Here is a 22,078-nt window from a genome sequence, read left to right as displayed (position 1 = left end):
ACTCCTTAATTAGCCCGGCACTCAACGTCCATAAGGGCGATACCATTAATCTTTTTCACGTTGCTAAAGTCAACCGACGCTAAGCAATGTTTGCCGATTCCCCACGAGACGCTGAGCACCGCATGTTGGTTGAGCCCGCTCAGATAGACCTCGCCGCGTTCATTAACGATCCCACTATGCCCGTCACCAGTGTTGACCATGGCGCCGTAGGGGACATTTTTACCCTGCCAGCGTAGCCGGGCGTATAGGCGATTTCCGCGCTGCGGTTTGAACTCCGCCAACACCAGCGCGCCGCGACTCGGCACGACACGCTGCTGGGTATTGTCGATCTCCACATCGTCCTCCGCGCTTTGTGCGTCAATCGCTATGATGTTTTCCTGGTAGACGGTCAGCCACGGCACAATCGCATTGCCCACGCTGTCGATCGCGACGCCGGTGGTGTTTTTTACTTTGAGGCTGCCGCCATCCGGCGCATGGACTAGCGCGCTAGCACCACCTTCCGGCAGCTCCTGAGCCAACGTTAGACCATAGGGATGCAGCACTACGGACCCCTGAAGGCCGTAATTAACGCGTTGATTTTCACCGTATTCTGTAGAGTAGCCCGCCGATGCGACGCCTTTACTACCGGTATAGCGGAGACTGGCCGCACTGCCGCTGCTAGATTCTGACCGCTCATCGCGGCTGTAGCTTTGAGAAAGGGAATAGTTAAGGTTATGATCGCTTAAAGCAGTACCTGTAAACGTCGCCTGACTCTGGCTACGCCCGTTTTGAGAATGCGTCTGGCTGAAATTCACCAGCGCCGTATTATTTGGGCTCAACCAACGGCTCAAGGGTAATGATAGGTTCAACGAGGCGATTCTATCATTACCGTCTCGCCCTTGTGTCTGGTTATCGCTATAGTTAAGCGATACACCCACTCCGGCGAAGTTAAAGTTGTAGCCCAATGTCATTGAACGGGTTTTACCGCCTTTGCCCTGCCAATAGTTTTGTTGATATGCTGAGAACGTAAGACCGCCCCAATCGCTAAGGCTCTGGTTGAGAATAAGCTGCATACGCTGCTTCGGCTGACCGTAATGACGCGAATCGTTGTCACGCCAAGCTTCGCTGGCCTCTTCAAAGCTGTAATAGCCAGAAGTCGAATAGCGATACCCTGCGAGCGTCATGGTTGTATCGGTGGCAGTAATATTTTTGTTGTAGCGGAACTGCACAGAGTTACCCTTCGTCACATCGCGGTCATAGAAGTAACTTTCGGCGTGAGTAAAGTCGACAGAAACCGCCCCTAGTTCGCCCAGCCCTTGCCCAATACCAATCGCTGTCGCAGCATAATGTTCCGCGCCCATAATGCCGCCGTACAGCGTTGTAGAATTTAGCAGGCCGTAAATGATCTCGCCTTGGACAAATTTCTGCTGCGTCGCATCCACGTTATCACTACGGTACTTGCCGCTACTAAATGCATATTTCATCTGCCCTTCGCGAACCATCTCCGGAGCGGATGAAAACGGCTGAATAAAAGAGCGCACGCTGCCGTCCTCTTCGCGAATAAGAACCTCAAGATCGCCACTTGAAGAGGTGGGGAAGAGATCAGTTATCTCAAACGCTCCGGGCGGAACCCAAGACTGATAGATAATATTATTCTTCTGGCGCACCTCGACCTGCGCGTGGCTAATGGCGATGCCACGGATAATTGGCGCAAAGCCCTGCTGACTTTGCGGCAGCATACCGTCATCAGAAGCCAGCATTAGCCCGCTAAAATTAAAGCTGTCGAACACCAACTTCGTCGTCGCGCTTTCGCCAATTTTAAGGTGGGAGCGCAGAGCGCGAATGTCGCGCTCAATCCATGTTTGCATACTATGCCATCGATCTTCTTCATTGCTATCGTGGTTGTAATAGCTGTAGTTACGCACACGCCATGCTCCCAGATTGGCACCGCTTCGCAAGTTAAGATATTGCGAACTTTCTTTACCTTCGCTGTAGCGCGACTCCATACCATTCAAGTTGTAGCTGGTAAACAGCATTGGCAGCCCGTCGTCCCAGAGTGAGGGGGAGACGTCTCCTCGTACCTGCGGTTTCAACGCTAACTGAGGCATCGAGATCAGCAACTGTTGTTTTGCCGGGTCAAACAGGCTCGTCGCTTGAGGAATATATTTATCGATACTGCTCAGTGTCTGGTCAGCTCCCAGCGCCGCCAGTGACGGAAACTGCTCGATGCGCACGCCAAGTTCAGCGAGTAGCCGTGGCGAATAGACCGCGCATAGTGTCTTCTCGCAAACATCAAAGGCGATACTACGCTGGCCCACTGAAACGCCGTTAACCTGCACGTCGACATTTAAGATATCCGGCGATGCGGTCGTAGCATCGCTGAATGACTTAAGATTAAGCTGTTTTTTTTGCTCATCAGACAAATCTAAGGCATTGGTATCAAAATATAGATCGGCATGCGCGGCCAGAGGTGCATAACTCCAGATAAGCAAGAATGCCAACTTTTTTACTCTCATCTTCAATGTCCATATTCTGCAGATGCTTAGAAGTTAAGCGTTACAGCGGGGGTTAAGCCGCCGTAATCATTGATTGCTTGTATCTCAAGCTGACCATGACGCTGGCTATGCGGAATTGTATGGGTAGCGAAAGGAGCGATATAGCCCGGCGTGTTCACCGGAAGACCGTTCACCCGTAGCGAACCAATATTGACAAAATAAGGGGTAGGATTGCGAAACGTGATAGCCTTTCCATCGCCCAGAACGCTCACCTGCTTCACTGCATCACCAGCCGCCGCCGCATTAAGCGAATCCGGACGCCAGATGAGTTTCATGACATTTTTAGTGGCAATCAGCATACGGTTACGCTCGCGATTATCAGATGCGGGAATCGCTTTCACATTAAGCCAGAATAGCGATTCACGATCGTTCGCCAGCCCTTCGCGAATCCGAGTAATGCGAATTTGCCAAGTGGTATCTGGCATTAATTTAAAGAGCGGTGGCGTAATAACGAAAGGCGGTGATGTCTCACCACGCTCGCCATTTTCTAGCCATGACTGAACCAGATAAGGTCGATTTTCTCCGGAGGTGCTTATCGTTATTGCCGCCTCTTTTTGGGATTCATTATAAATAACACGAGTTGCGTTTAGTGTAATTCCTGCCCAAACAGAGTGCACACTACAAATAATTATAAATAGCGAGGCTATTAATTTCACATTCTTCTCCAAACCCGACCAACTGGAATAAAAGAGCTGGCTGCCCGCCAGCTCCAAGTTAATTATGGATAGACAATAGTAAAATTAGATGTTGCGGAAATATTCCCGCTGTTAACGGTCGCTGCGGTAGATTGCAGTTTGGCGGTGAAATTCAGTGTATTTGCCGCTGTCTTTGAAAGTACATAAGCGCTAGATGGAGTATTCGGCAATACCTGCTGGTTGTTAACATCATAAAGCGCAATCCCTACAGCACTAGCTTTACCCGTACCGCTGTCTATCAGGAACAGCTTACCTTCCGGGTCAGCATTGCCATCAAAGCGAACGGTGGCACTTTCGTAAGGGCAATTCGTCAAGGTCAGTTGAAAAGAACGACCAGCAGCTGTATCTCCTTTTGCAGTAAAGGAACTAGCAGCAATTGTGCCAAAATCGACGGTAACATCAGAGGTAGAGATCGTGCACGAGGTATCGGTAATATTACCAGTGAAATTTATTGTACCATCGCTCGCAAAGGTACTAGCACTAAAGAATAAAAAAGCTAAAGACGTAGTTTTTTTCATTGAATAATCCTTTTAAATTAAAAACCTCCTTGGCTTTTTATGCCGTTGATGGAGGTGCTGTTGATGATTTTAATTCACAACTAAGGCGAAGGGAGCATTAATGAATTCCGCATAACCTTATGCAGTTCAAAAATATTCCTCACACCTAATTTGGCATAAACTCTGTATCTATGGGTGTATACCGTTTTTGTACTTATATATAATTCTTCGGCAATTTCGTTCGTGTTTTTCCCCTGCACAAGACGGTTTATTACTTCTTGCTCTCGTTTCGAAAGACCCGAAAAAGCTGATTCAGAGCCATTGAACATAAAATGTTTTGAGCGTGAAAAACGATTCAACTTTTGCTTTATCCCTATAATACTTTCATAGCGAGTAACCAGCATATCCAATATTGAAATTAATACTCTAGCAAATGGATTTTGGTAGTCAAAAAATTCGTTAACGATGAACATCATACGAATTTTAGGATATTCTCTTTTAATTCCACTAAGAACACTAATCGTCTGCGCACACAGTTCATCTTGGATATCTACAATCAGGGCACTACAGTTGTTAACAATCAACACGTGCTCAATATTTTCCTGGTGGTTAGAGTAAAAAATATTTATCACCTCGCTTCCCTTTTCCACCTGGGCGAGTTCTTCTTTCTCAGCAGTCAAAAGTAATGTTATTGCCTTTTTAAAAATAAAGTCGTCACTTAAAACCAGTATGGAACTCAATAGTGCGCTCCATTAGTCAATTGGCTAGAATCATTAATACCAACCTTATTTACCTTACAATTAATGAATATATTGTAAATTAAATAACCACATTGTTTCAATCGGGAACTCCCCTAATCTTTGTAATGAAAATCCTAAAAAAACGATGTAAATGACTTTTGTTAAGACAGTTTATTTCTTCAAGAAAAAGCAATGATACTTCCATCAAATTCAATGATCTTTGAATAAATATCTTTGCATAAAAATGATTAATTTATAAACTCTCATTTTTAATATTAGCTTTGTAAGATATTCATTATTTAATGATTCCATTTTCCGTATATTTTTATGCAGAAACGCATAGATCCCCTCACGTTCTGGATTATTAAAAACACCATATCAACCCAAAAACCAAGCAGCTCAATATTAAATTAAGATTTTTATCTAACTTGTGTTCACGAAAATATTAATACTGAGTTCAGCCATCATTTCAAAAAAAGATTTTGCAAACAAATTCTATTTTCACACCCCAGCTTTAGCATTAAATTTCTGCGATGGGTATAGAGTGTTTTGTAATTAATCCCTAATTTATCCACCATTTCCTTATGCGTTGTACCATCAGACATTAACATTAGAATTTCTTTTTCGCGTTTGCTTAACGATCTTTTTGTTTTATAGGCACCCGAGTTACGTTCTAGTAAAAAAAAGTCGAGGATATCTTTCAAGCTACTTTTCTTATCTAAAACATGGTGCAGACCAAAATTTTCAGCTTTATAAAATGCAATATCATTAGAAACGAACGCGACCACCTTTTTATCTTCAGAAAAAGGAATACGATCTTCGTATAAATTTCGGCAATCAAAATCGAAAATGATAAAAAAGTCATTTAAGAACTCTCGGCTTAACAAGCCACAAAGTCCATAAACAAAAAAAGAATCATCTGAAAAAAAAGAATTTGAAACAGTCATATTTTTAACACATCAATTCCATTCGATAAAAAAACACGGCACTCGACGATATTCCTTCTTCCCTCAAGCACTACTTGTGTTCAATGCCTAATAAAGTATGCAACATCTGAACCCTACTACAAACCCAAAAAAAACCAAAAGAATAAAATCTCACAATTGAATACAAATCCAGCAATATAAACTAGAAAAAAATCACAAACCGCAATTTAGCAACATTAAAACATTAAAGTTATAAAATAATACACTTATCTGTATATTGGTTTTTTTTATAGTTAACCGGAATTATGATAGGTACATCCTTTATTATGGAATTTTCCTAGGGATGTTTCTCTCGCTACGATTGCCGAAGTTAATTTCATAAGTGTCCGTTTATTTCCAATTAGGCAAATATAAAGAAGTAACATAATTTTATACCCTTCAATTTGAATAGCTACTTGTATTCATAAGACACCAAAAAACAGAACAAAAGACTACAATAAAAAAATATATCAGCAAAATATAGATTAAAACACCATATTCAATGGGATTACTTATTAATATAAAACTGAAGTAGCCAACTAAAACTGGCCACCGCGTTAGAGTTTTTCCAGTATCTATTTTCTGATTCGTCTGGTGGCAACCCAACGTTATATTCGTGCAGTCTGATAGTCCGTTATTGCATGGGCTGCAGCGCTGAAGCTTACGTAACCCGTCACTGGCACCCATTCGCTCTTCAGACTCCGGAAGAAGCGTTCCATTGGGCTATTATCCCAGCAGTTTCCTCACCGACTCATACTCTGCCTGATCCGGTATCGCCATAGTAACTGCCGGAACTGCCTGCTTGTATAATGACTGACCTGGACGCCCTTCTAAGAGTAAAGCCATTATCGGGATGCTGTTGACCTGCTTATTTTGATTTCGCAATAATGTATAGACTTCGTGTGAGGTATAGGGCTTAAGACGGCGTATTGCTTCCATTTTTGTATGTCCTTCGGCTACTCGCCTGGCAACATATTCTTTCGTTTTATCATCTGTTCGTACACGTCAGATAGCGATGATGTGAAGTGCACTATTTGCAGCACGCTCTCCCCCCCCCCCCCCGATTAAGTCGATAACGGTTCGTTTTTCCAGAAGAGACAGGAACCGGGCTGACACCACACAGTGCAGCAAAACCTGATTCGGATCTTAACAGTTGGGGATTGTCTCAGGCAGTGATCAGCAACTGTGAAGCGCTTTCGTATCCAATAGCATTATGTTTAATCAGTTCAGGTACCAGCTCATCGACAATTGCCACAATCATGACATCCAGATCAGTGATTTCGTCATTTAATTCGAGATAGCGCGGGGCAAGGGACTTTAATGTAATGCAATAAACGTTGGTAACATTACGGAATTCACTGGCATCAGGTCTCCAGGAACCCAGGGGCCTGATGAGCTGCATGCGCGTCATATTTCTGAGCTGTTCGCGTAATTCATCCGGCGCAGAGATAATATTGGAATGGATAATCCGGAGAGCGACTCTGCGGGCGGACATCGCTGTTTTTCGGCAGGTTTTTAACACGAAGAGACTCAATCATGCCATTGCGCGTTTTGGGTGTGACGGTTCTTATTCCGGAGAATGCGGCATGAGCAGCACACTCAGCATCAATCGTGTCACTTTTACCCCGCTTTCATCGTTCCATCCGGTCTGGGGCGGTGACTTCAAGAACTTCTAACCCGGCATTATGAAAATAGTGAAGCAGACCCGATCCATAGTTGCCTGTGCACTCAACACCAATTCGCTTTATTGACCCAAATGTGGTTATCCATGCCAGCATCTGCCGGTAACCTTGTCGTGTTGTGGCGAAAATCTGGGTCCCCAGGACTTTATTGTTCTGATCAACGACAGCGGCAACGTGCAGATTTTTATGTCTATCCACGCCACCCACAACGGCGGCTTCGGTAACTTTATCAGCCATGACAGAACTCCTGTGAGGAAACAGAGTTGAATCTCGAGACAGATAACCCGGACTGGACAGTAACGAGACAAGCCGTCAGGCCCTTCTTGAGCCACGCGCATCGGTGGAGATGCCTCGCATGAAGGCGCTTCCGACAACTGACGGGTCAAGGGCAGGACACAAAAGGTCGATCGCTGTGTGAGTCAGGATGGAGGAAGGTATTCAATGCATCAGTAATCGCACCAATCGGGTTAAACGGCAAACTGAGTGGTGGTAAAGACTGATACCGGCATTATTACTATCGCTGTAGAACATTACTCCAACGTGCTTGCCGCGCATTTCCCATGCCATTACCAGCACTTTCATGGTGAGTCTGCTATCTGTTGAGAACGACATTGCCCAGCCCACTGGTTTCTTTGCGAACAGGTCGAGAAAAACGGCGAGGTACGCCCAGCGCTTACCTGTCCAGATATAGGTCACATCGCCGCACTACACCAGGTTTGGCTCTGTTCCAGCGAACTTTCGCTCAAGGTGATTCGGGGTCAGGATCAGTCAATACTTTTGGGTAACGACCATTGGTTTCTTCTTTATATGGGTCACGCTAAAGCAGTTTTGGCGAGGCTCTTCGCCAAATCTGTCCGTCAAAAGGAAACCATTACCAGAAAGTTGAAGCATGAAGCAGACAACCAGTGATATCACGAGTTTTTATCGCCAGCAGTTCGGTACTCCAGCTCGAACGCAGATCGAAATCTACTGGGAGAATGCTTAACAAACTCCAGCAGCAAAGTGCAAATAAAATCTAATGGCCAGCGTCTCCCACTTCCTGACGGTAAAGTTTTCAGGCCTTCAGAACCAGATAGTTTGTATCATTTAATCCAGCGACAAATCGATGAGCTGGCACAGCTAACCGTTCCGGCACCAAGACTGACAGTGGAATAAGAAGGCGGTGAGCCGCGGTGCGTGGTATCTGTTCTTTAATTTATGAATAGTTTTTTGCATCAGGCCTCGTTAGGTTATGGATATTGGTGCTATGATCGGCATTACTCAGTCCGGCTGGTGATATGGAATATTCAGTGATTGACCAGATCACATAAACCGGACTGAGTTACCCTGAATGATTGGCTATTTAGAGCAATTATTTATGCTTGATAAATGATTTGCAGCAATAATAAAGCAACTCAAATTGAGTTTGAGTTGACTTCTTTTGACAATCAAGAGTTAAATAACGGATATATTTAATATACCCAAATATTACTTAACCACACACATGAAAATAGGAGAATATAAATTCCCTATAACATAACTATTCATGATTTTGCTCACAATTATATAGCGTGGTTTTTGATTCCTAGTGCTAAAGAATACACTATCCATTAGAGCATCCGGTGTATTATCACTTGAGTATTTCACAGTTTCATAATCAAAAATCTTATAAATATCATTTGATTCCTTTTCATATTTGAATCTTATATCCCTAGAGAGAATCATTGATTTACCTTCATAGGTTGCATTTCCTGAAAAAGCCACATATCCACTTTTATCAGCTTTCATAACGAGTTTAGAAGTTGCTGTTGTAGAAAATTCATTATTGAATTCCTGTATTCTAAACACTGATACACATGTATCATTAAGTATGGTGCCTCGATCGTAAGAAAAATATAAAATATTGCAAAATACAATAAGAACAAAAACAACCGATAAATAAAAGGTTGACATTTTAAATTTATTCTTCACTTGTATAATTAACTCCATAATAGTTATCGCACGCAGCAAGCTTAGCTTGCTTGTCATTATTATATGTACAGCGTGATAAAAACACTCGGCCTGGGTACCCATAAATCACAGGGTCCGAAGGCTGAAAAAAAATAGAAGTATTCTCCTGACACTTGAAACCTGTTTTTTGCATTAATTTTTTTACAATCGTAAGTTGAATTGCTGTTATGTCAGTAGAAGTTTGCTGTAATGTATATATTTTACAATTATTCATGTTTTCTAACAAGTATGGATTACTTTGTTTAATAGAATGAACATCTAATAACTTTAGATTTTGTATAAACATTGAAAAAACAATTGGTGACAAACCAAAAAAAATAATTGCGAAAAATAAAACTGTTAAGTTCAAATGAGATTTTAACTGTATCTCTTGATCATGCGCTCCAGTCGTAAGTGAAACAACAGTAGTATCAGGAATATAATTTTCATCATTAAAGCTGTGCTGCAGTTTCTTGACATCGACTTCCTTAGCAAACATAAAACCTACTTTAGGCACTGTAATTATAACATCGCCTGTCAATTCAAAATTATTAAAAACCCTCCGTAAATCAGCAATATATTTATTGAGGCTATTATTCGACGAACGTAACCCATAAGTTGACCAAACCGCGTCGAGAATTTCATCTCTTGTGCAAACCTTGCCATGATGGTCAAGCAAGTATGACAGCAATCGACTGGTAGTTGCCGTAAGAGTTACTGATTCTTCCTGAGTATGCGCTTCCTTCCAGATTGCACCATCGCTATTCTGAAAATGTATTTCGCCACTAATGATATAAAGCATTATGAACTCCATATGTGAAAAAAAATGACGTTTTATAGATTTTTTTCCAGAACGCAAGCAGTAAAAAAGCCAACGTATTTTTAAGCATTTTTCTCAGTTCATACCCATTTAGTATAACCCCAATAAAATAGTGTTTTATTTTTTAAAAATTGATATCAACTCATTAAATCAGCACTTTATTCTGTATTTATACAATTTCGCGATATCAATTACTATTTTTTTTCTTTTGGCATAGTATATCCGGCGTTGAGAACAACCAAGTTCGCCAACTACAATACGAAGAAAAAATTTAACGTATATGAGGTAGATCAGCTTTTCAGTTTGATTACTTCAAAAGTATAAAACTACATAAACACAAGTTTTTGAGGATTAGATGCAAAAGATTGCTCCACTGACCATTATGTCGATGCTGATTGGTCTAAGTTTCACAACTAATGCAGCAACCAGCGGTACAATTAACTTCAGCGGGAAGGTTACTGATACAACCTGTGACGTGGCTATTAATGGACAGAAAGGTGATGCTACAGTTTCTCTGCCAATAGTTCCAACAAGTGAGTTGGCTTCAGTTGGTAAAACAACCGGTCAAACTAGCTTTACTATGACTTTAGAAAATTGCGTTTTAGGCAACCAAGGTGAAAATACTGTTTCTGCATTTTTTCAGGCAGGGGCAACAGTCGATAACATCAGTGGGCGTTTGAAACAAACTTCTATTGCAGGTGCAGAGAATGTTTCGTTGCAGTTGCTTGATGGTACTAACGGCAACGTTATATTTGTGGGCAACCCGAATCAGAATGAAAAAAATTACTTCTCAAACATAAACGGAAATGAAGTTATTAAGCTTCCATATTCAGTTCGATATTATGCCGAAGGTCCTGTAACTTCTGGAATTGTTACATCCAGTGTTGTTTATAACCTTCAATACAAGTAAACAAATATCATTTAGTGACACCACCTGGTTAATAATGCCAGGTATTAATTCTTGAGGAAAAAAGTGCAATAATGAAGTCTATAATTAGTAAAGGCGTGTTTTTAATTTTCACCTTGGCATTATCATGTACAACGCATGCAAACATTGTCATAAATGGAACACGAGTAGTTTATCCAGCGGAAGAAAAGGAGATCTCCGTAAAACTGAATAATAAAGGTACAACTCCTATTTTAATCCAAGCATGGATTGATAAAGGAGATCAAAATATAAACCCTGACGATGGAAATGTCCCTTTCTTTATAAACCCACCAATGAATCGTGTGAATGCAGGAAAAGGACAAACCCTTCGCATATCATATACCGGTGGGGAAACCTTGCCACAGGACCGTGAAAGTGTCTTTTGGCTGAACGTGTTAGAAATTCCGCCAAATAATATCAAAGGAAAAGATTCAAATAAATTACAGGTCGCCTTCCGCTCGAGAATAAAATTATTTTATCGACCTGCACAATTAAAAAAAAACAGTGCAGAAGCGGCAGAATCAATCAAATGGAAAATTGACAACGGTAAGCTAACAGCTATAAATAATTCACCGTATCATGTTACCTTGCTTAATGTAAGAGATGAAAATGGTAAAACTGAAAGTGTCGGCGAAATGATTTCCCCATTTAGCCAATTTGAAATTAAAAGTAATAAAGGACCTTTCATACATGGTCATACAATTTCTTGGAGTTACATTAACGATTGGGGGGCCATAAAAAAAACGAGTGCAACCATTTAATTTTAACATTGATCTTCAGATTTAAAAAATGAAACGAAAGCAATTATTTCAACTGAATGTGTTAATGGGGTTCATTTCCGTAATTTATGTTGTCATCCCTGAAACCGGTTCGGCAAATGAACTGGTTAATTCCGGTGATAGTATAACGTTCGATCCCATTTTCCTAAGTCCATGGACTGATAAAAAAGTGAATATCAGTCGTTTTGAAAAAGGACCAATTATAGTAGCGGGAACATATTCTACATCTATTTTCATAAATGGTAAAGAACTAGGTAATGAAAAGGTAACCTTTCATGAAGATGATAATGGCAATGTTAGTCTTTGTTTGCAACGGGTAGTATTACAAAAAATAAATTTGAACACGAGAGAACTATCTCCACTCGCAGCCAAACTAATAATGAAAAAAGATAATGCGTGTATTTTTTTAAACTCTATTTTGCCGGCGGCATCTTTCGATTATGATTCAGAGGCAGGGCAACTTAATCTAATCATTCCGCAGGTTTATTTACAAAGTGCTAATCAGGATTATGTCAGCCCAGAATATTGGGATGAAGGTATAAACGCAATGATGTTAGGATATCAGAGCAACTTTAACTCTTTTTCGTCAGATAGCAGGAGTGTTGACTCTGCTTATGTAGGTCTGAATAGTGGATTGAATATCAAGGCATGGAAACTACGTCACAACGGTAACTATAATTGGTTGCAGGGTTTAGGTGGAGGCTATCAACGTATTAACACATATGTTGAGCGTGATATTCCCGACATTAGTGGAAGGCTAATAATCGGTGAGAATAATACCAGTGGCAACATCTTTGATTCCGTAGCCTATCGCGGTGTTGAACTAAAGGATGTGGAACGCATGCAGCCTCAGACCAAACGCGGCTATGCACCAGAGGTGCGAGGGATTGCCCGAACAAATGCCACAGTAACAATTCGTCAAAATGGACATATTATTCATGAAACGACGGTTGTTCCCGGGGCGTTCAATATTGATGACATGTATCCAAATAATTACGGTGGTGATTTAGAAGTTACTGTAACAGAAGCAGATGGTACTGTGCAGCGCTTTACTGTTCCATATACCGCTGTCAGTCAGCTATTACGCCCTGGAAGTCAACGCTACGATATTGTTATTGGTGAGTTTAATGATACCCGGGCCTTAAATCGTCGTGCAATTTACCAAGCAACTTATCAGCGCGGGCTAACCAACATGTTTACCGGTTACGGTGGCGTGCAAAGTAGCAGGAATGATTACTATAATCTGCAGTTAGGTACTGCAATGAATACTTTTGCTGGTGCACTGGCTTTTGATGTAAGCCATGCAAGAACCCAATCCAATGATTTTATTAAAAAAGATAATTCTTTTACTGGCCAGAGTTATCGTGTTACCTATAATAAATATCTTTCGGATACGAAGACTAATTTATCCGTAGCTACATATCGTTATTCTAATTCAGGTTATTTAGACTATCAAACGGCTATGCTGATGATTGATGGAATAGAACGTGGTCGTACCCCTGATACAATATACCGCCCGAAAAGCCGTATTACTACTACTTTTAACCAAAGTTTACCAAGTGGTTATGGGCAATTTTATATTTCAGGCTATACCCAAGACTACTGGAACAAACGCACTGGTTCAGAACTACAATACCAGATGGGGCATAACAACAATTTTAAATCAGTTACGTATGGCTTAAATGCAGCTCGTAACCGTAACGGTCAGGGAGACATGGAGACAACTTTAATGTTCAACATGAGTATTCCACTGAATGGATTGAATTATTCAAATACACCAAACATGACCGTATCACTTAATCGTGACGGTCGTGGCAACTACGGTCAGCAAGTAGGGGTATCCGGTACGGCAGGGCAAGAACATCAGTATAGTTATGGTGCAACAGTCTCACATTTTAAGGAGAGCCCTAGTAGTAGTAGCCTGAACGGTCAATACCTTTCACCGTTCGCCAATCTGAATGGAGCTCTAAGCAAGGGACAGAATTATAATAGTTTATCAGCTGGTGCCAGTGGTACCCTTCTTGCTTATTCTGGCGGTGTTGTAGCAACGCCATATACTAGTGATACGTTTGCTATTGTTGAGGCGAAAGGTGCCTCAGGGGCAGTCGTAGGTAATTATACAGGAGTGAAAGTAGACCGATTTGGTCATGCAGCAGTACCTAATCTTAACCCATATGAAACAAATGAAATAACACTTGATCCTAAAGGTATATCACAAAAAATCGAACTTGAAAATACAAGTCAAAAGGTTACCCCATATGCTGGCTCAGTGGTTCACATGAAATTTAAAACTTTAAAAGGACAGTCACTTTTATTGAAGCTTAATAAAAGCAGTATCCCTATACCATTTGGAGCAGAGGTCATCAATACACAAGGTAAAAGTGTTGGAATAGTTGGTCAAGGTGGAGAAGTATACGCCCGTGTTGAAGCTCGAAGCGATACATTACGCATTCAATGGGGAGATTCTGGCAACGAAAATTGCACTGTCCACTATGCTCTAACAGATAAGCAGATTAATAGTGAAAATATTATCCGCCTGCCTTCAACCTGTATAACCAGATCTTAAAAAAACATGAAAACCATTAATTCAATAACAAACAACACCTCACGAACCATATATTTTTTATTACTAATGTTTTTATCAATACATGCTCACGCTGACATTCAATGTAGTATAGATGCAAGATACCCTTATCGCGACATAACAGTTCCCTTAAGCGGCTCCATTTATGCTGGTAATGACCTACCCAATGGAACAACTTTGTACAGATTTAAGGCTACAGGTTCTGAAAATAAAGTTGCCTTACGATGTGATACGAAAGACCCTTGGACTGCTAATGTATACTATAAAGTTATTTCAGAACCTCTAGGGCCTGCATTTAATTTTGCCGGGAATACATTTAACGGACCTGTTTACCCAACAAATATTACAGGAATTGGAGTAGCCATATACACGGCAAACTCAAATCCAACAATAACAACAAATACTCCCATGTATGTGCCTATGAACTATGTGTGGGATGGCACAACAGCTGGCTCTGCATCAGTGCTTACTCGCAATCCAGTTGTATATATAGCGCTTGTTAAAACTGGCAATATTTTAAATGGTTCATCCGTTTCAGGAAACTCCATTCCCCCTCTTGGTATAACAGTAGAACCAACACCGGGGTTAACTGGCCTCCCACTAGATTTATTGAAACTAAGTTTTTCAGGGGCAGTTAATGTCCAAAGTTCTACTTGCCAAACTCAAGACAGGACTGTTTTTCTAGGTGAGTATGAACTCAGGAAAAATTTTAGAGGGAAAGGTTCTGTAACACCTTGGATTGATTCATCAATTGAGTTAATAAATTGCCCTGCATTTGTTGGGTTTTATTCTTCAAATTATCAAACATCTATTGATGGTGAAACTCCCGCAGGTGGTACGCCTACAGAAAATAAATTAATTATATCAATCACGGCAAATACCGGAGTGATAGACACAGCCGCTGGAATTATTTCTATTAATGAGAATCAGTCAGATTCTGCGTCAGGTCTGGGTATTCAGTTAGCATGGGGTGATAAATCAAACCCACTAGTTTGGAATCTTTCACAGCAACAAACTTTTTCTCCACCCACTGACGGTACGAAAAACATTACAATACCGATAGCAGCGAGATATTACCAAACCGAAAATGTAGTATCCCCTGGGAGAGCAGATGGGAAGGTAATATTCACTATCAGTTATAACTAAATTCTACAGAGGAATTTACATTACTTTAATAATTTATTACTTGTTAAATTTAACATAACCCCCAAGCCAATATTGCAAACTGTAATACGCTGGATATGTTTTTCATGCTTTAATATTAATTATATGATTGCACTTCAATACATGATGAAACCTTAACTCAAATATCATCGTGAAATATCAAAGCTCAACTAACGCACTCAATTAGTGAAAAGGAAGAGTTATATTAATGTAAATTCATTAGAAAAACCAATTACATTATAGCGTTAAGCACTTACTACCTTAAACATCTTCTTCGAAACATGACTAACCATTAATCGAAGAGAAATAGAAGCCTTGGACTAACATGAAATTAGAAATGAAATTCAGTACAAAAATCACTAAAGCACTTGAATTTATCATAAAAATTCTTAATACGAAGAAAAACTCCATTCAAGAAAAACAAGTTGAAATTTTCGTTAACAAAGTTGACTTTCACCCCTTTCTGCAACCAATTTTTAACTCTAGTGGTGACAAAATGGTAGGATGTGAAGTGCTTTTGCGAGTCAAAACTGATGAAGGTTTCACATCACCAGCCTCTTATATAAATTTTCTTGAATGTAGTCATCAGATGAATTACATCACTTCAAAATTATTAAAAGATGTTTCCGACTATTTTCTAGCATATGTAAATGATATTCCTAATAAATTCTATTTTTCTTTTAATATCTATCCGGAACAATTGCACTCAGAAGAAATAATTCAAGAACTAATAATTTTTAGCGATAAATTTAAGGGTAAAGCTTCCCTTGTGCTTGAGATTGTTGAACGTGGAACATTACAGCTTAATGAAGAAACCAGCAATATCATGAATACACTGATAAGAAAAGGCATTCGCTTTGCAATTGACGATTTTGGTGCAGGAACATCTTCACTAAAATATATAGAGCATATAGGTTTCTCTACTATTAAGATTGATCGAGAACTCACTCAAACATCAGATAACAGATTGATAAACAATAAAACTATTGAAGCGATTGTGACGTTATCGATACCGCTTGGCTTTACGGTTACTGCTGAAGGTGTTGAGAATGAATTACAATTAGATCTTCTAAAGAAAGCGGGAGTTAACGCAATGCAGGGATACTACCTGGCCAAACCAATGGAAATGAAAAAATTCGTGAATCTGTATTTACAGTATAAATGAAAACTTTAAAAAGGAGGTACAATACTTTTTGGTTAGAAATATGACGGATGTCAAATTTTTTTTACTCTTAACAGACTAAATTCATAATGTGTAAAGCCAATGTATGAACATGTTTTTATTACTGATGATTTACAAAGATAATGCGATGAGTTGTGTGGGCTACGCAAAAGTTAATATATTAAGCATCAAATTGTTTCAAAAATCTATTTGAACTCACTTCCAGCGATTGCAATTAAAGGAAAAGATCATGGAAAAGAATAAATCTATCCAATTATCACGTCGGAGCATTCTGAAACAAACGTTAGCTGTTTCCGCTCTTTCTATCAGCGGAATGGCTGCTTTAACCTTACCCTCCATTTCTTTTGCTGCTTCGCTTAGCAAAGAAGAACGTGACAATATGACACCAGAGGCTGTCATAGAACATTTCAAACAGGGAAATCTACGATTTCGTGAAAACAGGCCTATGAAACATGATTACTTGGCGCAAAAACGCAACAGTCTTACTGGTCAGTACCCTGCAGCTGTTATCTTAAGCTGTATTGATTCACGTGCGCCAGCCGAAATTGTTTTGGATACAGGTATAGGCGAAACATTTAATTCACGTGTCGCCGGCAATATAAGCAATACTGATATACTCGGGAGTATGGAATTTGCTTGTGCTATTGCTGGCGCTAAAGTGGTGTTAGTAATGGGACATACCCGTTGTGGAGCAGTACGCGGTGCTATCGATAATGTAGAGCTGGGTAATTTGACTCATCTATTAGATGAAATAAAGCCCGCGATTGAAAAAACAGAATATATTGGCGAACGTAAAGGCAGTAATTACGATTTTGTTGATGCTGTTGCTAAGAAAAATGTTGAACTTACTATCGAAAACATCCGTCAAAAAAGTCCTATATTGAAACAACTAGAAGACCAGGGTAAAATTAAAATAATAGGTAGCATGTATCATCTCCTTGGTGGAAAAGTTGTTTTTTTTGAAGTTTAGTTTCATAAGTGATGCATAATGCAGCGTATAATTTTTTAATTTAGATTCCTGCTCCACCCTTCCACTTTCATGCGCCTTTTACAAGGCGCATTTTTATTTATTTAATTTAAATTTATTCACATGTAATCTTTCAACCCTCATATAGAGGATATTTTTCTAACAAAGAATGGCGTGAGAAAAACCAGTACGACACGAACTATCCAGACGATCAAATATCATATAAAAACTGAGTTCCGGTCAATGACCGGATTCTTAGCCAAAGAGTAACACCGACACTTGAAAAAGAGGTGCTTTCTTTTCTGAAGATTAATCATCCTCACAAGGTGTTCTTGTAAATTACGCCATCTTTCATAATGATCTTGAAAGACTCCCCTGGGGTGGCAATTAACTTAATATCGGTCAGAGGATCCCCATCAACAAGAATCAGGTCTGCCAGCGCATCAGCTTCGATTACACCTAGTTTGTGTGGGTACGGGTTGCGTGGGCCGGACATGGTACATAGTTCAGCGTTAACACTGGTCGCCATTTTCAAGATTTCCAACGGTGTGTACCAGCGGACCAGTTTCGCCAGTTGTGCGCCCTGACGGGTAGCCAGATGCGCATCAAACAGCGTATCAGTACCCCAAGCAGTTTTGATATTGTATTTTTTCGCTAGGAAGTAGGCCGTATCCGTACCCGCCGACATTAATAGTTGCTTTGTGCGGGATGCTTGCGTCGCCATTGGCACCGCATCTTCATCATCAAGAAAAGGTTGTAAGCACCACCAGAGTTTTTTTTCGGCCATCAATTGCACCGTGGCTTCGTCGACCAGTTGACCGTGTTCAATACACTTCACGCCTCCTTCAATTGCCATGGTCACAGCGCGTGCGGTATAGGCGTGAACAGTGACATAGGTCCCCCAGTTTTGAGCCGCCATCACCGCCGCTCTGATTTCAGCAACTGAGCCTTCAGTGACGTCAATCCCGTCATATAACGACGCCACGCCGCCACCAGCCATAAACTTGATCTGCGATGCGCCACGCATCAATTGTTCTCTGGCTCGCTGCAACACCTGATCCGGGCCATCGGCAATGGCGGTAATCCCTACCCGCTCGATATAACTCAGGTGATCCGCTGGCGCACGGGGAATATCGCTCAGCATTCGGAAATCGCCATGGCCGCCTGTTTGCGAGATAAACGCGCCGGACGGATAAATGCGTGGACCGGAGGTTACACGCTCATCTATGGCGCGCTTGAGCCCGAAAACTGGCCCCCCCATATCGCGTACAGTGGTAAAACCGCGCAGTAAAGTTGCCTGCGCCTCCGCAATTGCAAGTGCCTGTATATAGTTAAAATCAGAGGTCATGGCAGTCATGATTGTGGGACGGGCCATAATCGCATGCCAGTGCGCGTCAATCAGGCCCGGCATCAGCACGCCGCCCTTGCCATCGATGATTTGTACATCCTCCGGTAAACCACTGTCTTGTGGTTCAATGGCTTTGATTTTGTTGCCTTCAACGATGACCTGCAAATTGTCGTGCAGTTTATCTGATACACCGTCAAACAAACGCACATTGATGAATGCTTTCATATGTACGGCGTTGGTGGTTGCTGTGCTGTGCTGTGAATTAGCTCCGGGAATGGCTGAGGCAACCGTTGCCGCAGTAATAGGCGGCGCTTTTGCGGCCTCCCGGCTTAGTATGGTATTAATGCGGATAAACGCCGGACTGTGGCAAAGACAGGCTTCATAATGTTCAGGGTAGTACTGATGACTTAAGCTGTTGTGCCCCATAGAATAGTGCTCCATACATAACCGGTATATCTGTATTAACCGGAAAAAGTTAACGAAGTTATCTGCTCTCTTTTACTAAATTTGTCCAGCGTGAAGACTGGATTCGCTTGACCGGTCTTTACGCTCTTATTGATTAATGTACCTTTTTCCAGTCAACAATAATGTGCTGGGTAGCACGAGCGCGTGGATGGAAGAAGAATTGACCTTCCGGCGCGGATTCGCTTATCTCACACGTGAGCATCAGATTAGTAACTTTCGGACGTATATCATTCTAAGAATTGATGATTAACGGAATAGCCAGTACAACCAGGAAGCAGACTACCAGCAGACCCGCATAAACCTCATTCGCATCACAGCATAGCAGGCCGGTGGGCGGAAAGTATGAGACAACGAAGGCCATCACTGAAGTCAGTAATCCCGCAACGGCTACTGCCAGCTTAACTCCTTTGCCGCCAGGAATACTAAAGTTACGTTTCTTATTTGGCTGTTTGCGTACCATATGGATGTACCCCAGAAACAGCATAAAGTAATTACATAGTAAATGAACACCGTCCAATCAACGGGGAGCAGGTCATTACCGCACGTGTTGGCTAGCACATCCAGTAAGATGGAGGTGATGGTTAACTGAGAAACCAGCAGCCCTATCGGAACGCCGCAATCATGCGCACAGCCTATCCAGAACCTAGCCCGAAACGACTGGTACCGAACAAATCCGCCGAAGTTTTTCTATCAGTGCCTGCTGATGCTCTATTTCGCGCTCTTCGTTCTCTATTTTATCTTCTGCGCGCGCAGCGCCGGACGCATGAACGACTCCGTCTCTGCAACAAAGCAGAGCTGATTGTCATTCTGGTGTTGAGCATCTTCCAGCACGACGATATGGTCGAGATAGCCCTAGCTTATGACTCCATTTATGATACGGTCATGTTCTTTTTACAAGATTATCATTGAGTTAAAATAGGCTGCTTTTGTTAACGCCAGTCCAGCTTATTGGGGAGCATAGAGTTGTGAACGGCTAATACCTACCTTTACGTCGCGAATGGCAGTCCAGAGGAACTGGTAATCTCCCAGTCGTTTTGTGAAGATTCAACTGTTGCCAGAAGACGACGCGATATTCGGTCTTCATCCTGCCAGATCCGCGGCCTTTTATAGATGACGTTATCAATGATGCCGTTTTCGCGGGCAACCTGAGTAATGCAGGCTCAGAGTCGGGAAGCTAGCTCGACCATGCGTAGCTTGAAATCATTCGAATAATTTTTACGAGGTTCTTTTCGCCAAGTTTGGATTCTATACTTAGATGTCCGTCAGTAGAGGTGGGCGTCTACGTTACCAGCACTGGCTTAATGGCTACATACGGCGCTGGATTTACGCTTACGAATAAATTTTAATTTTCTAATTTCCATATCCGCGACATATTTCATTATTGCAGGGTTCTGTTCCAATTAGATCGAAATAATCAACAGGCAAGTAAAACTTTTATCCATTTGGGTTCAGCTACGGCAGAAGCGCTAAAATCAGGCAAAAAAACGTACCTTCATCAAAATGCTGTCCTTGCCGGGATAATGCACCAGGCAGACTAAACATCCAGTCGTTGTGATGTCCTCCCCGAATGAACAGACGTCCCTGCGAAGTCATGAGCCCTCCCACATGAAGAGTAGTTTCCACGCTCCAGGTCATGCCCTGACAGGGTAAAAATACCGGTGTAAATGTTAATGACCGACCATTGCGGTTGATGATGAGAGCGGTGATATCAAAAACCCCTCCCCCCTCAAGAATGTTCGTAACCGATACGGTGAGCGTCTCAACACACATTCCAACACCCATCAACCAATCATTCATCCGCTCCTGAAGTTGAGTCATTCTCAGGCAAAATTCTTGGATATCAACCTGAGGATTACTGGCAAAAAATACGGGCGCAGTATGTGTTACCTGCAGTTGATTGATAAGCTGTGACTTTATTGTCATGTTGTTAACTATCCTTACATGCGGATTGTTGAGTCAAGATATTGTTGTTTAAAATGTCGCAGGGTAACCTTCCGTTATGGCGTACATCTGTGCCGTAACGTAAAAGGCAATTCCCCCGAATTCGGCATTAATGACATAGCACAATTCACCGGTGATGTTCTGCTCCTGTTGGTTAACAGTTATTTTTTCAGCGTTGCTCATTTTTGAACAGGAAGGCAAACAATTTGCCCATCTGTTTATGGGCCGTTCCGAGAATGCACTTGAGAATTTTAGTCATATCGGGCAGGCCATAGAACGTCAGATGCCTCTGCGTTCCTGTACGGGAGTTAAGGCTACTCTGCATATTGTCCAAGACTGATAAACTAAACTGGTTCAGCTCTATGACCTGTTACAACTCGAGTTCACCGGTAAAGTTGTCGTTAAAAGTTTATACCGTGAAGGACGGGATTTCTGACGCTTATTTAAACATCTGCAGGGCCAACCGGTTGTTACCTGCATCAATCATCTTAGCCTCGTCTGGATCAAGGTCATTGCAACTGAGTACCACACGCTAGGTGTGGTTCTCTCGGTCCGGAGACATATACACCCCGGCCACCTCCATATACTGTGAGCTTTCCTTTATTGGCATATTGACTATTCCCCCCTGGTCCAGGCGAATATCTATCTCCGCCATCAGCCCTACTACAAATGGCCTGGTTGTCGGCTTTAAAAGTGACGGATAAATTCCTAGCTCGCGATCTACGAAAATAGATGAATTTTTAAATTAATACCTACTTTGGATATTTCGGACCGAAAGATAGAGTTTGGCATGGCCGTCCCTGTTCTATGGACTAATA

At 41.6% G+C, this 22,078-nt stretch carries 15 protein-coding genes and 4 pseudogenes; 6 read left to right on the top strand and 13 right to left on the bottom strand.

Going from position 1 to position 22,078, the window contains the following annotated elements:
- Positions 1-5: 5 nt before the first annotated feature.
- The 10 genes and pseudogenes from ACWKXN_RS06560 to ACWKXN_RS06515 form a co-directional block, all read right to left on the bottom strand.
- Positions 6-2,495, bottom strand: coding sequence for a fimbria/pilus outer membrane usher protein (locus tag ACWKXN_RS06560; protein ID WP_454543523.1), 2,490 nt, complete (start codon positions 2,493-2,495; stop codon positions 6-8).
- Positions 2,496-2,521: 26 nt separating this feature from the next.
- Positions 2,522-3,190, bottom strand: a complete 669-nt coding sequence (locus ACWKXN_RS06555) for a fimbrial biogenesis chaperone (RefSeq protein WP_454543522.1) — start codon at positions 3,188-3,190, stop codon at positions 2,522-2,524.
- Positions 3,191-3,252: 62 nt separating this feature from the next.
- Positions 3,253-3,747: a fimbrial protein gene (locus ACWKXN_RS06550; RefSeq protein ID WP_454543521.1), complete on the bottom strand. Its 495-nt coding sequence runs from the start codon at positions 3,745-3,747 to the stop codon at positions 3,253-3,255.
- Positions 3,748-3,827: 80 nt separating this feature from the next.
- Positions 3,828-4,466, bottom strand: coding sequence for a LuxR C-terminal-related transcriptional regulator (locus ACWKXN_RS06545; protein ID WP_454543520.1), 639 nt, complete (start codon positions 4,464-4,466; stop codon positions 3,828-3,830).
- 464 nt (positions 4,467-4,930) lie between these two features.
- Complete coding sequence (locus ACWKXN_RS06540) at positions 4,931-5,413, bottom strand: response regulator transcription factor (RefSeq protein WP_454543519.1); 483 nt, start codon at positions 5,411-5,413, stop codon at positions 4,931-4,933.
- A 526-nt stretch (positions 5,414-5,939) separates the two neighbouring features.
- Positions 5,940-6,252, bottom strand: a pseudogene (locus ACWKXN_RS06535) (integrase core domain-containing protein); the annotation flags it as partial.
- 19 nt (positions 6,253-6,271) lie between these two features.
- Positions 6,272-7,350: pseudogene (locus tag ACWKXN_RS06530) on the bottom strand (IS110 family transposase); the annotation flags it as partial.
- 201 nt (positions 7,351-7,551) lie between these two features.
- Positions 7,552-7,878: pseudogene (locus ACWKXN_RS06525) on the bottom strand (DDE-type integrase/transposase/recombinase); the annotation flags it as partial.
- Between the two features lie 702 nt (positions 7,879-8,580).
- Positions 8,581-9,063: a FidL-like protein gene (locus tag ACWKXN_RS06520; protein ID WP_454543518.1), complete on the bottom strand. Its 483-nt coding sequence runs from the start codon at positions 9,061-9,063 to the stop codon at positions 8,581-8,583.
- Entirely contained in the window at positions 9,053-9,883 is an 831-nt protein-coding gene (locus tag ACWKXN_RS06515; protein WP_454543517.1) for a winged helix-turn-helix domain-containing protein, read from the bottom strand. The genes ACWKXN_RS06520 and ACWKXN_RS06515 overlap by 11 nt, the downstream gene beginning before the upstream one ends.
- A 373-nt stretch (positions 9,884-10,256) precedes the next feature.
- Here ACWKXN_RS06515 and ACWKXN_RS06510 point away from each other — a divergent pair, with 373 nt between their 5' ends.
- From ACWKXN_RS06510 to ACWKXN_RS06485, 6 genes are all read left to right on the top strand, one after another.
- Positions 10,257-10,811, top strand: a complete 555-nt coding sequence (locus tag ACWKXN_RS06510; RefSeq protein ID WP_454543516.1) for a fimbrial protein — start codon at positions 10,257-10,259, stop codon at positions 10,809-10,811.
- Positions 10,812-10,882: 71 nt separating this feature from the next.
- Positions 10,883-11,590 carry a fimbrial biogenesis chaperone gene (locus ACWKXN_RS06505; RefSeq protein ID WP_454543515.1) on the top strand — a complete coding sequence of 236 codons (708 nt, stop codon included), beginning with the start codon at positions 10,883-10,885 and terminating at the stop codon, positions 11,588-11,590.
- A 28-nt stretch (positions 11,591-11,618) separates the two neighbouring features.
- Positions 11,619-14,174 (top strand): fimbria/pilus outer membrane usher protein, encoded by a 2,556-nt coding sequence (locus ACWKXN_RS06500; protein ID WP_454543514.1) that lies wholly within the window; start codon positions 11,619-11,621, stop codon positions 14,172-14,174.
- A gap of 6 nt (positions 14,175-14,180) precedes the next feature.
- Positions 14,181-15,338 (top strand): fimbrial protein, encoded by a 1,158-nt coding sequence (locus ACWKXN_RS06495; RefSeq protein WP_454543513.1) that lies wholly within the window; start codon positions 14,181-14,183, stop codon positions 15,336-15,338.
- A 355-nt stretch (positions 15,339-15,693) separates the two neighbouring features.
- A complete protein-coding gene (locus ACWKXN_RS06490; RefSeq protein ID WP_454543512.1) occupies positions 15,694-16,521 on the top strand; it encodes an EAL domain-containing protein in 828 nt (275 codons plus the stop codon).
- Between the two features lie 247 nt (positions 16,522-16,768).
- Entirely contained in the window at positions 16,769-17,509 is a 741-nt protein-coding gene (locus ACWKXN_RS06485) for a carbonic anhydrase (RefSeq protein WP_454543511.1), read from the top strand.
- Between the two features lie 316 nt (positions 17,510-17,825).
- On the opposite strand, the gene ACWKXN_RS06480 is transcribed toward ACWKXN_RS06485, so the two are convergent.
- From ACWKXN_RS06480 to ACWKXN_RS06470, 3 genes and pseudogenes are all read right to left on the bottom strand, one after another.
- Complete coding sequence (locus tag ACWKXN_RS06480) at positions 17,826-19,280, bottom strand: amidohydrolase family protein (protein ID WP_454543510.1); 1,455 nt, start codon at positions 19,278-19,280, stop codon at positions 17,826-17,828.
- 709 nt (positions 19,281-19,989) lie between these two features.
- A pseudogene (locus ACWKXN_RS06475) lies at positions 19,990-20,156 on the bottom strand (IS66 family transposase); the annotation flags it as partial.
- A 615-nt stretch (positions 20,157-20,771) separates the two neighbouring features.
- On the bottom strand, positions 20,772-21,242 hold the full coding sequence (locus tag ACWKXN_RS06470; protein ID WP_454543509.1) for a hypothetical protein: 471 nt from the start codon (positions 21,240-21,242) through the stop codon (positions 20,772-20,774).
- Between the last annotated feature and the right edge of the window lie 836 nt (positions 21,243-22,078).

This window comes from Enterobacter sp. UPMP2060, assembly GCF_053709655.1.
This window is presented reverse-complemented; position numbering and strand designations above follow the sequence as displayed.

Bases quoted from the DNA above. Each gene is read 5' to 3' on its own strand.
- ACWKXN_RS06560 (WP_454543523.1), bottom strand. From the start codon at position 2,495: ATGAGAGTAAAAAAGTTGGCATTCTTGCTTATCTGGAGTTATGCACCT.
- ACWKXN_RS06550 (WP_454543521.1), bottom strand. From the start codon at position 3,747: ATGAAAAAAACTACGTCTTTAGCTTTTTTATTCTTTAGTGCTAGTACC.
- ACWKXN_RS06540 (WP_454543519.1), bottom strand. From the start codon at position 5,413: ATGACTGTTTCAAATTCTTTTTTTTCAGATGATTCTTTTTTTGTTTAT.
- ACWKXN_RS06515 (WP_454543517.1), bottom strand. From the start codon at position 9,883: ATGCTTTATATCATTAGTGGCGAAATACATTTTCAGAATAGCGATGGT.
- ACWKXN_RS06510 (WP_454543516.1), top strand. From the start codon at position 10,257: ATGCAAAAGATTGCTCCACTGACCATTATGTCGATGCTGATTGGTCTA.
- ACWKXN_RS06505 (WP_454543515.1), top strand. From the start codon at position 10,883: ATGAAGTCTATAATTAGTAAAGGCGTGTTTTTAATTTTCACCTTGGCA.
- ACWKXN_RS06500 (WP_454543514.1), top strand. From the start codon at position 11,619: ATGAAACGAAAGCAATTATTTCAACTGAATGTGTTAATGGGGTTCATT.
- ACWKXN_RS06495 (WP_454543513.1), top strand. From the start codon at position 14,181: ATGAAAACCATTAATTCAATAACAAACAACACCTCACGAACCATATAT.
- ACWKXN_RS06490 (WP_454543512.1), top strand. From the start codon at position 15,694: ATGAAATTCAGTACAAAAATCACTAAAGCACTTGAATTTATCATAAAA.
- ACWKXN_RS06485 (WP_454543511.1), top strand. From the start codon at position 16,769: ATGGAAAAGAATAAATCTATCCAATTATCACGTCGGAGCATTCTGAAA.
- ACWKXN_RS06480 (WP_454543510.1), bottom strand. From the start codon at position 19,280: ATGGGGCACAACAGCTTAAGTCATCAGTACTACCCTGAACATTATGAA.
- ACWKXN_RS06470 (WP_454543509.1), bottom strand. From the start codon at position 21,242: ATGACAATAAAGTCACAGCTTATCAATCAACTGCAGGTAACACATACT.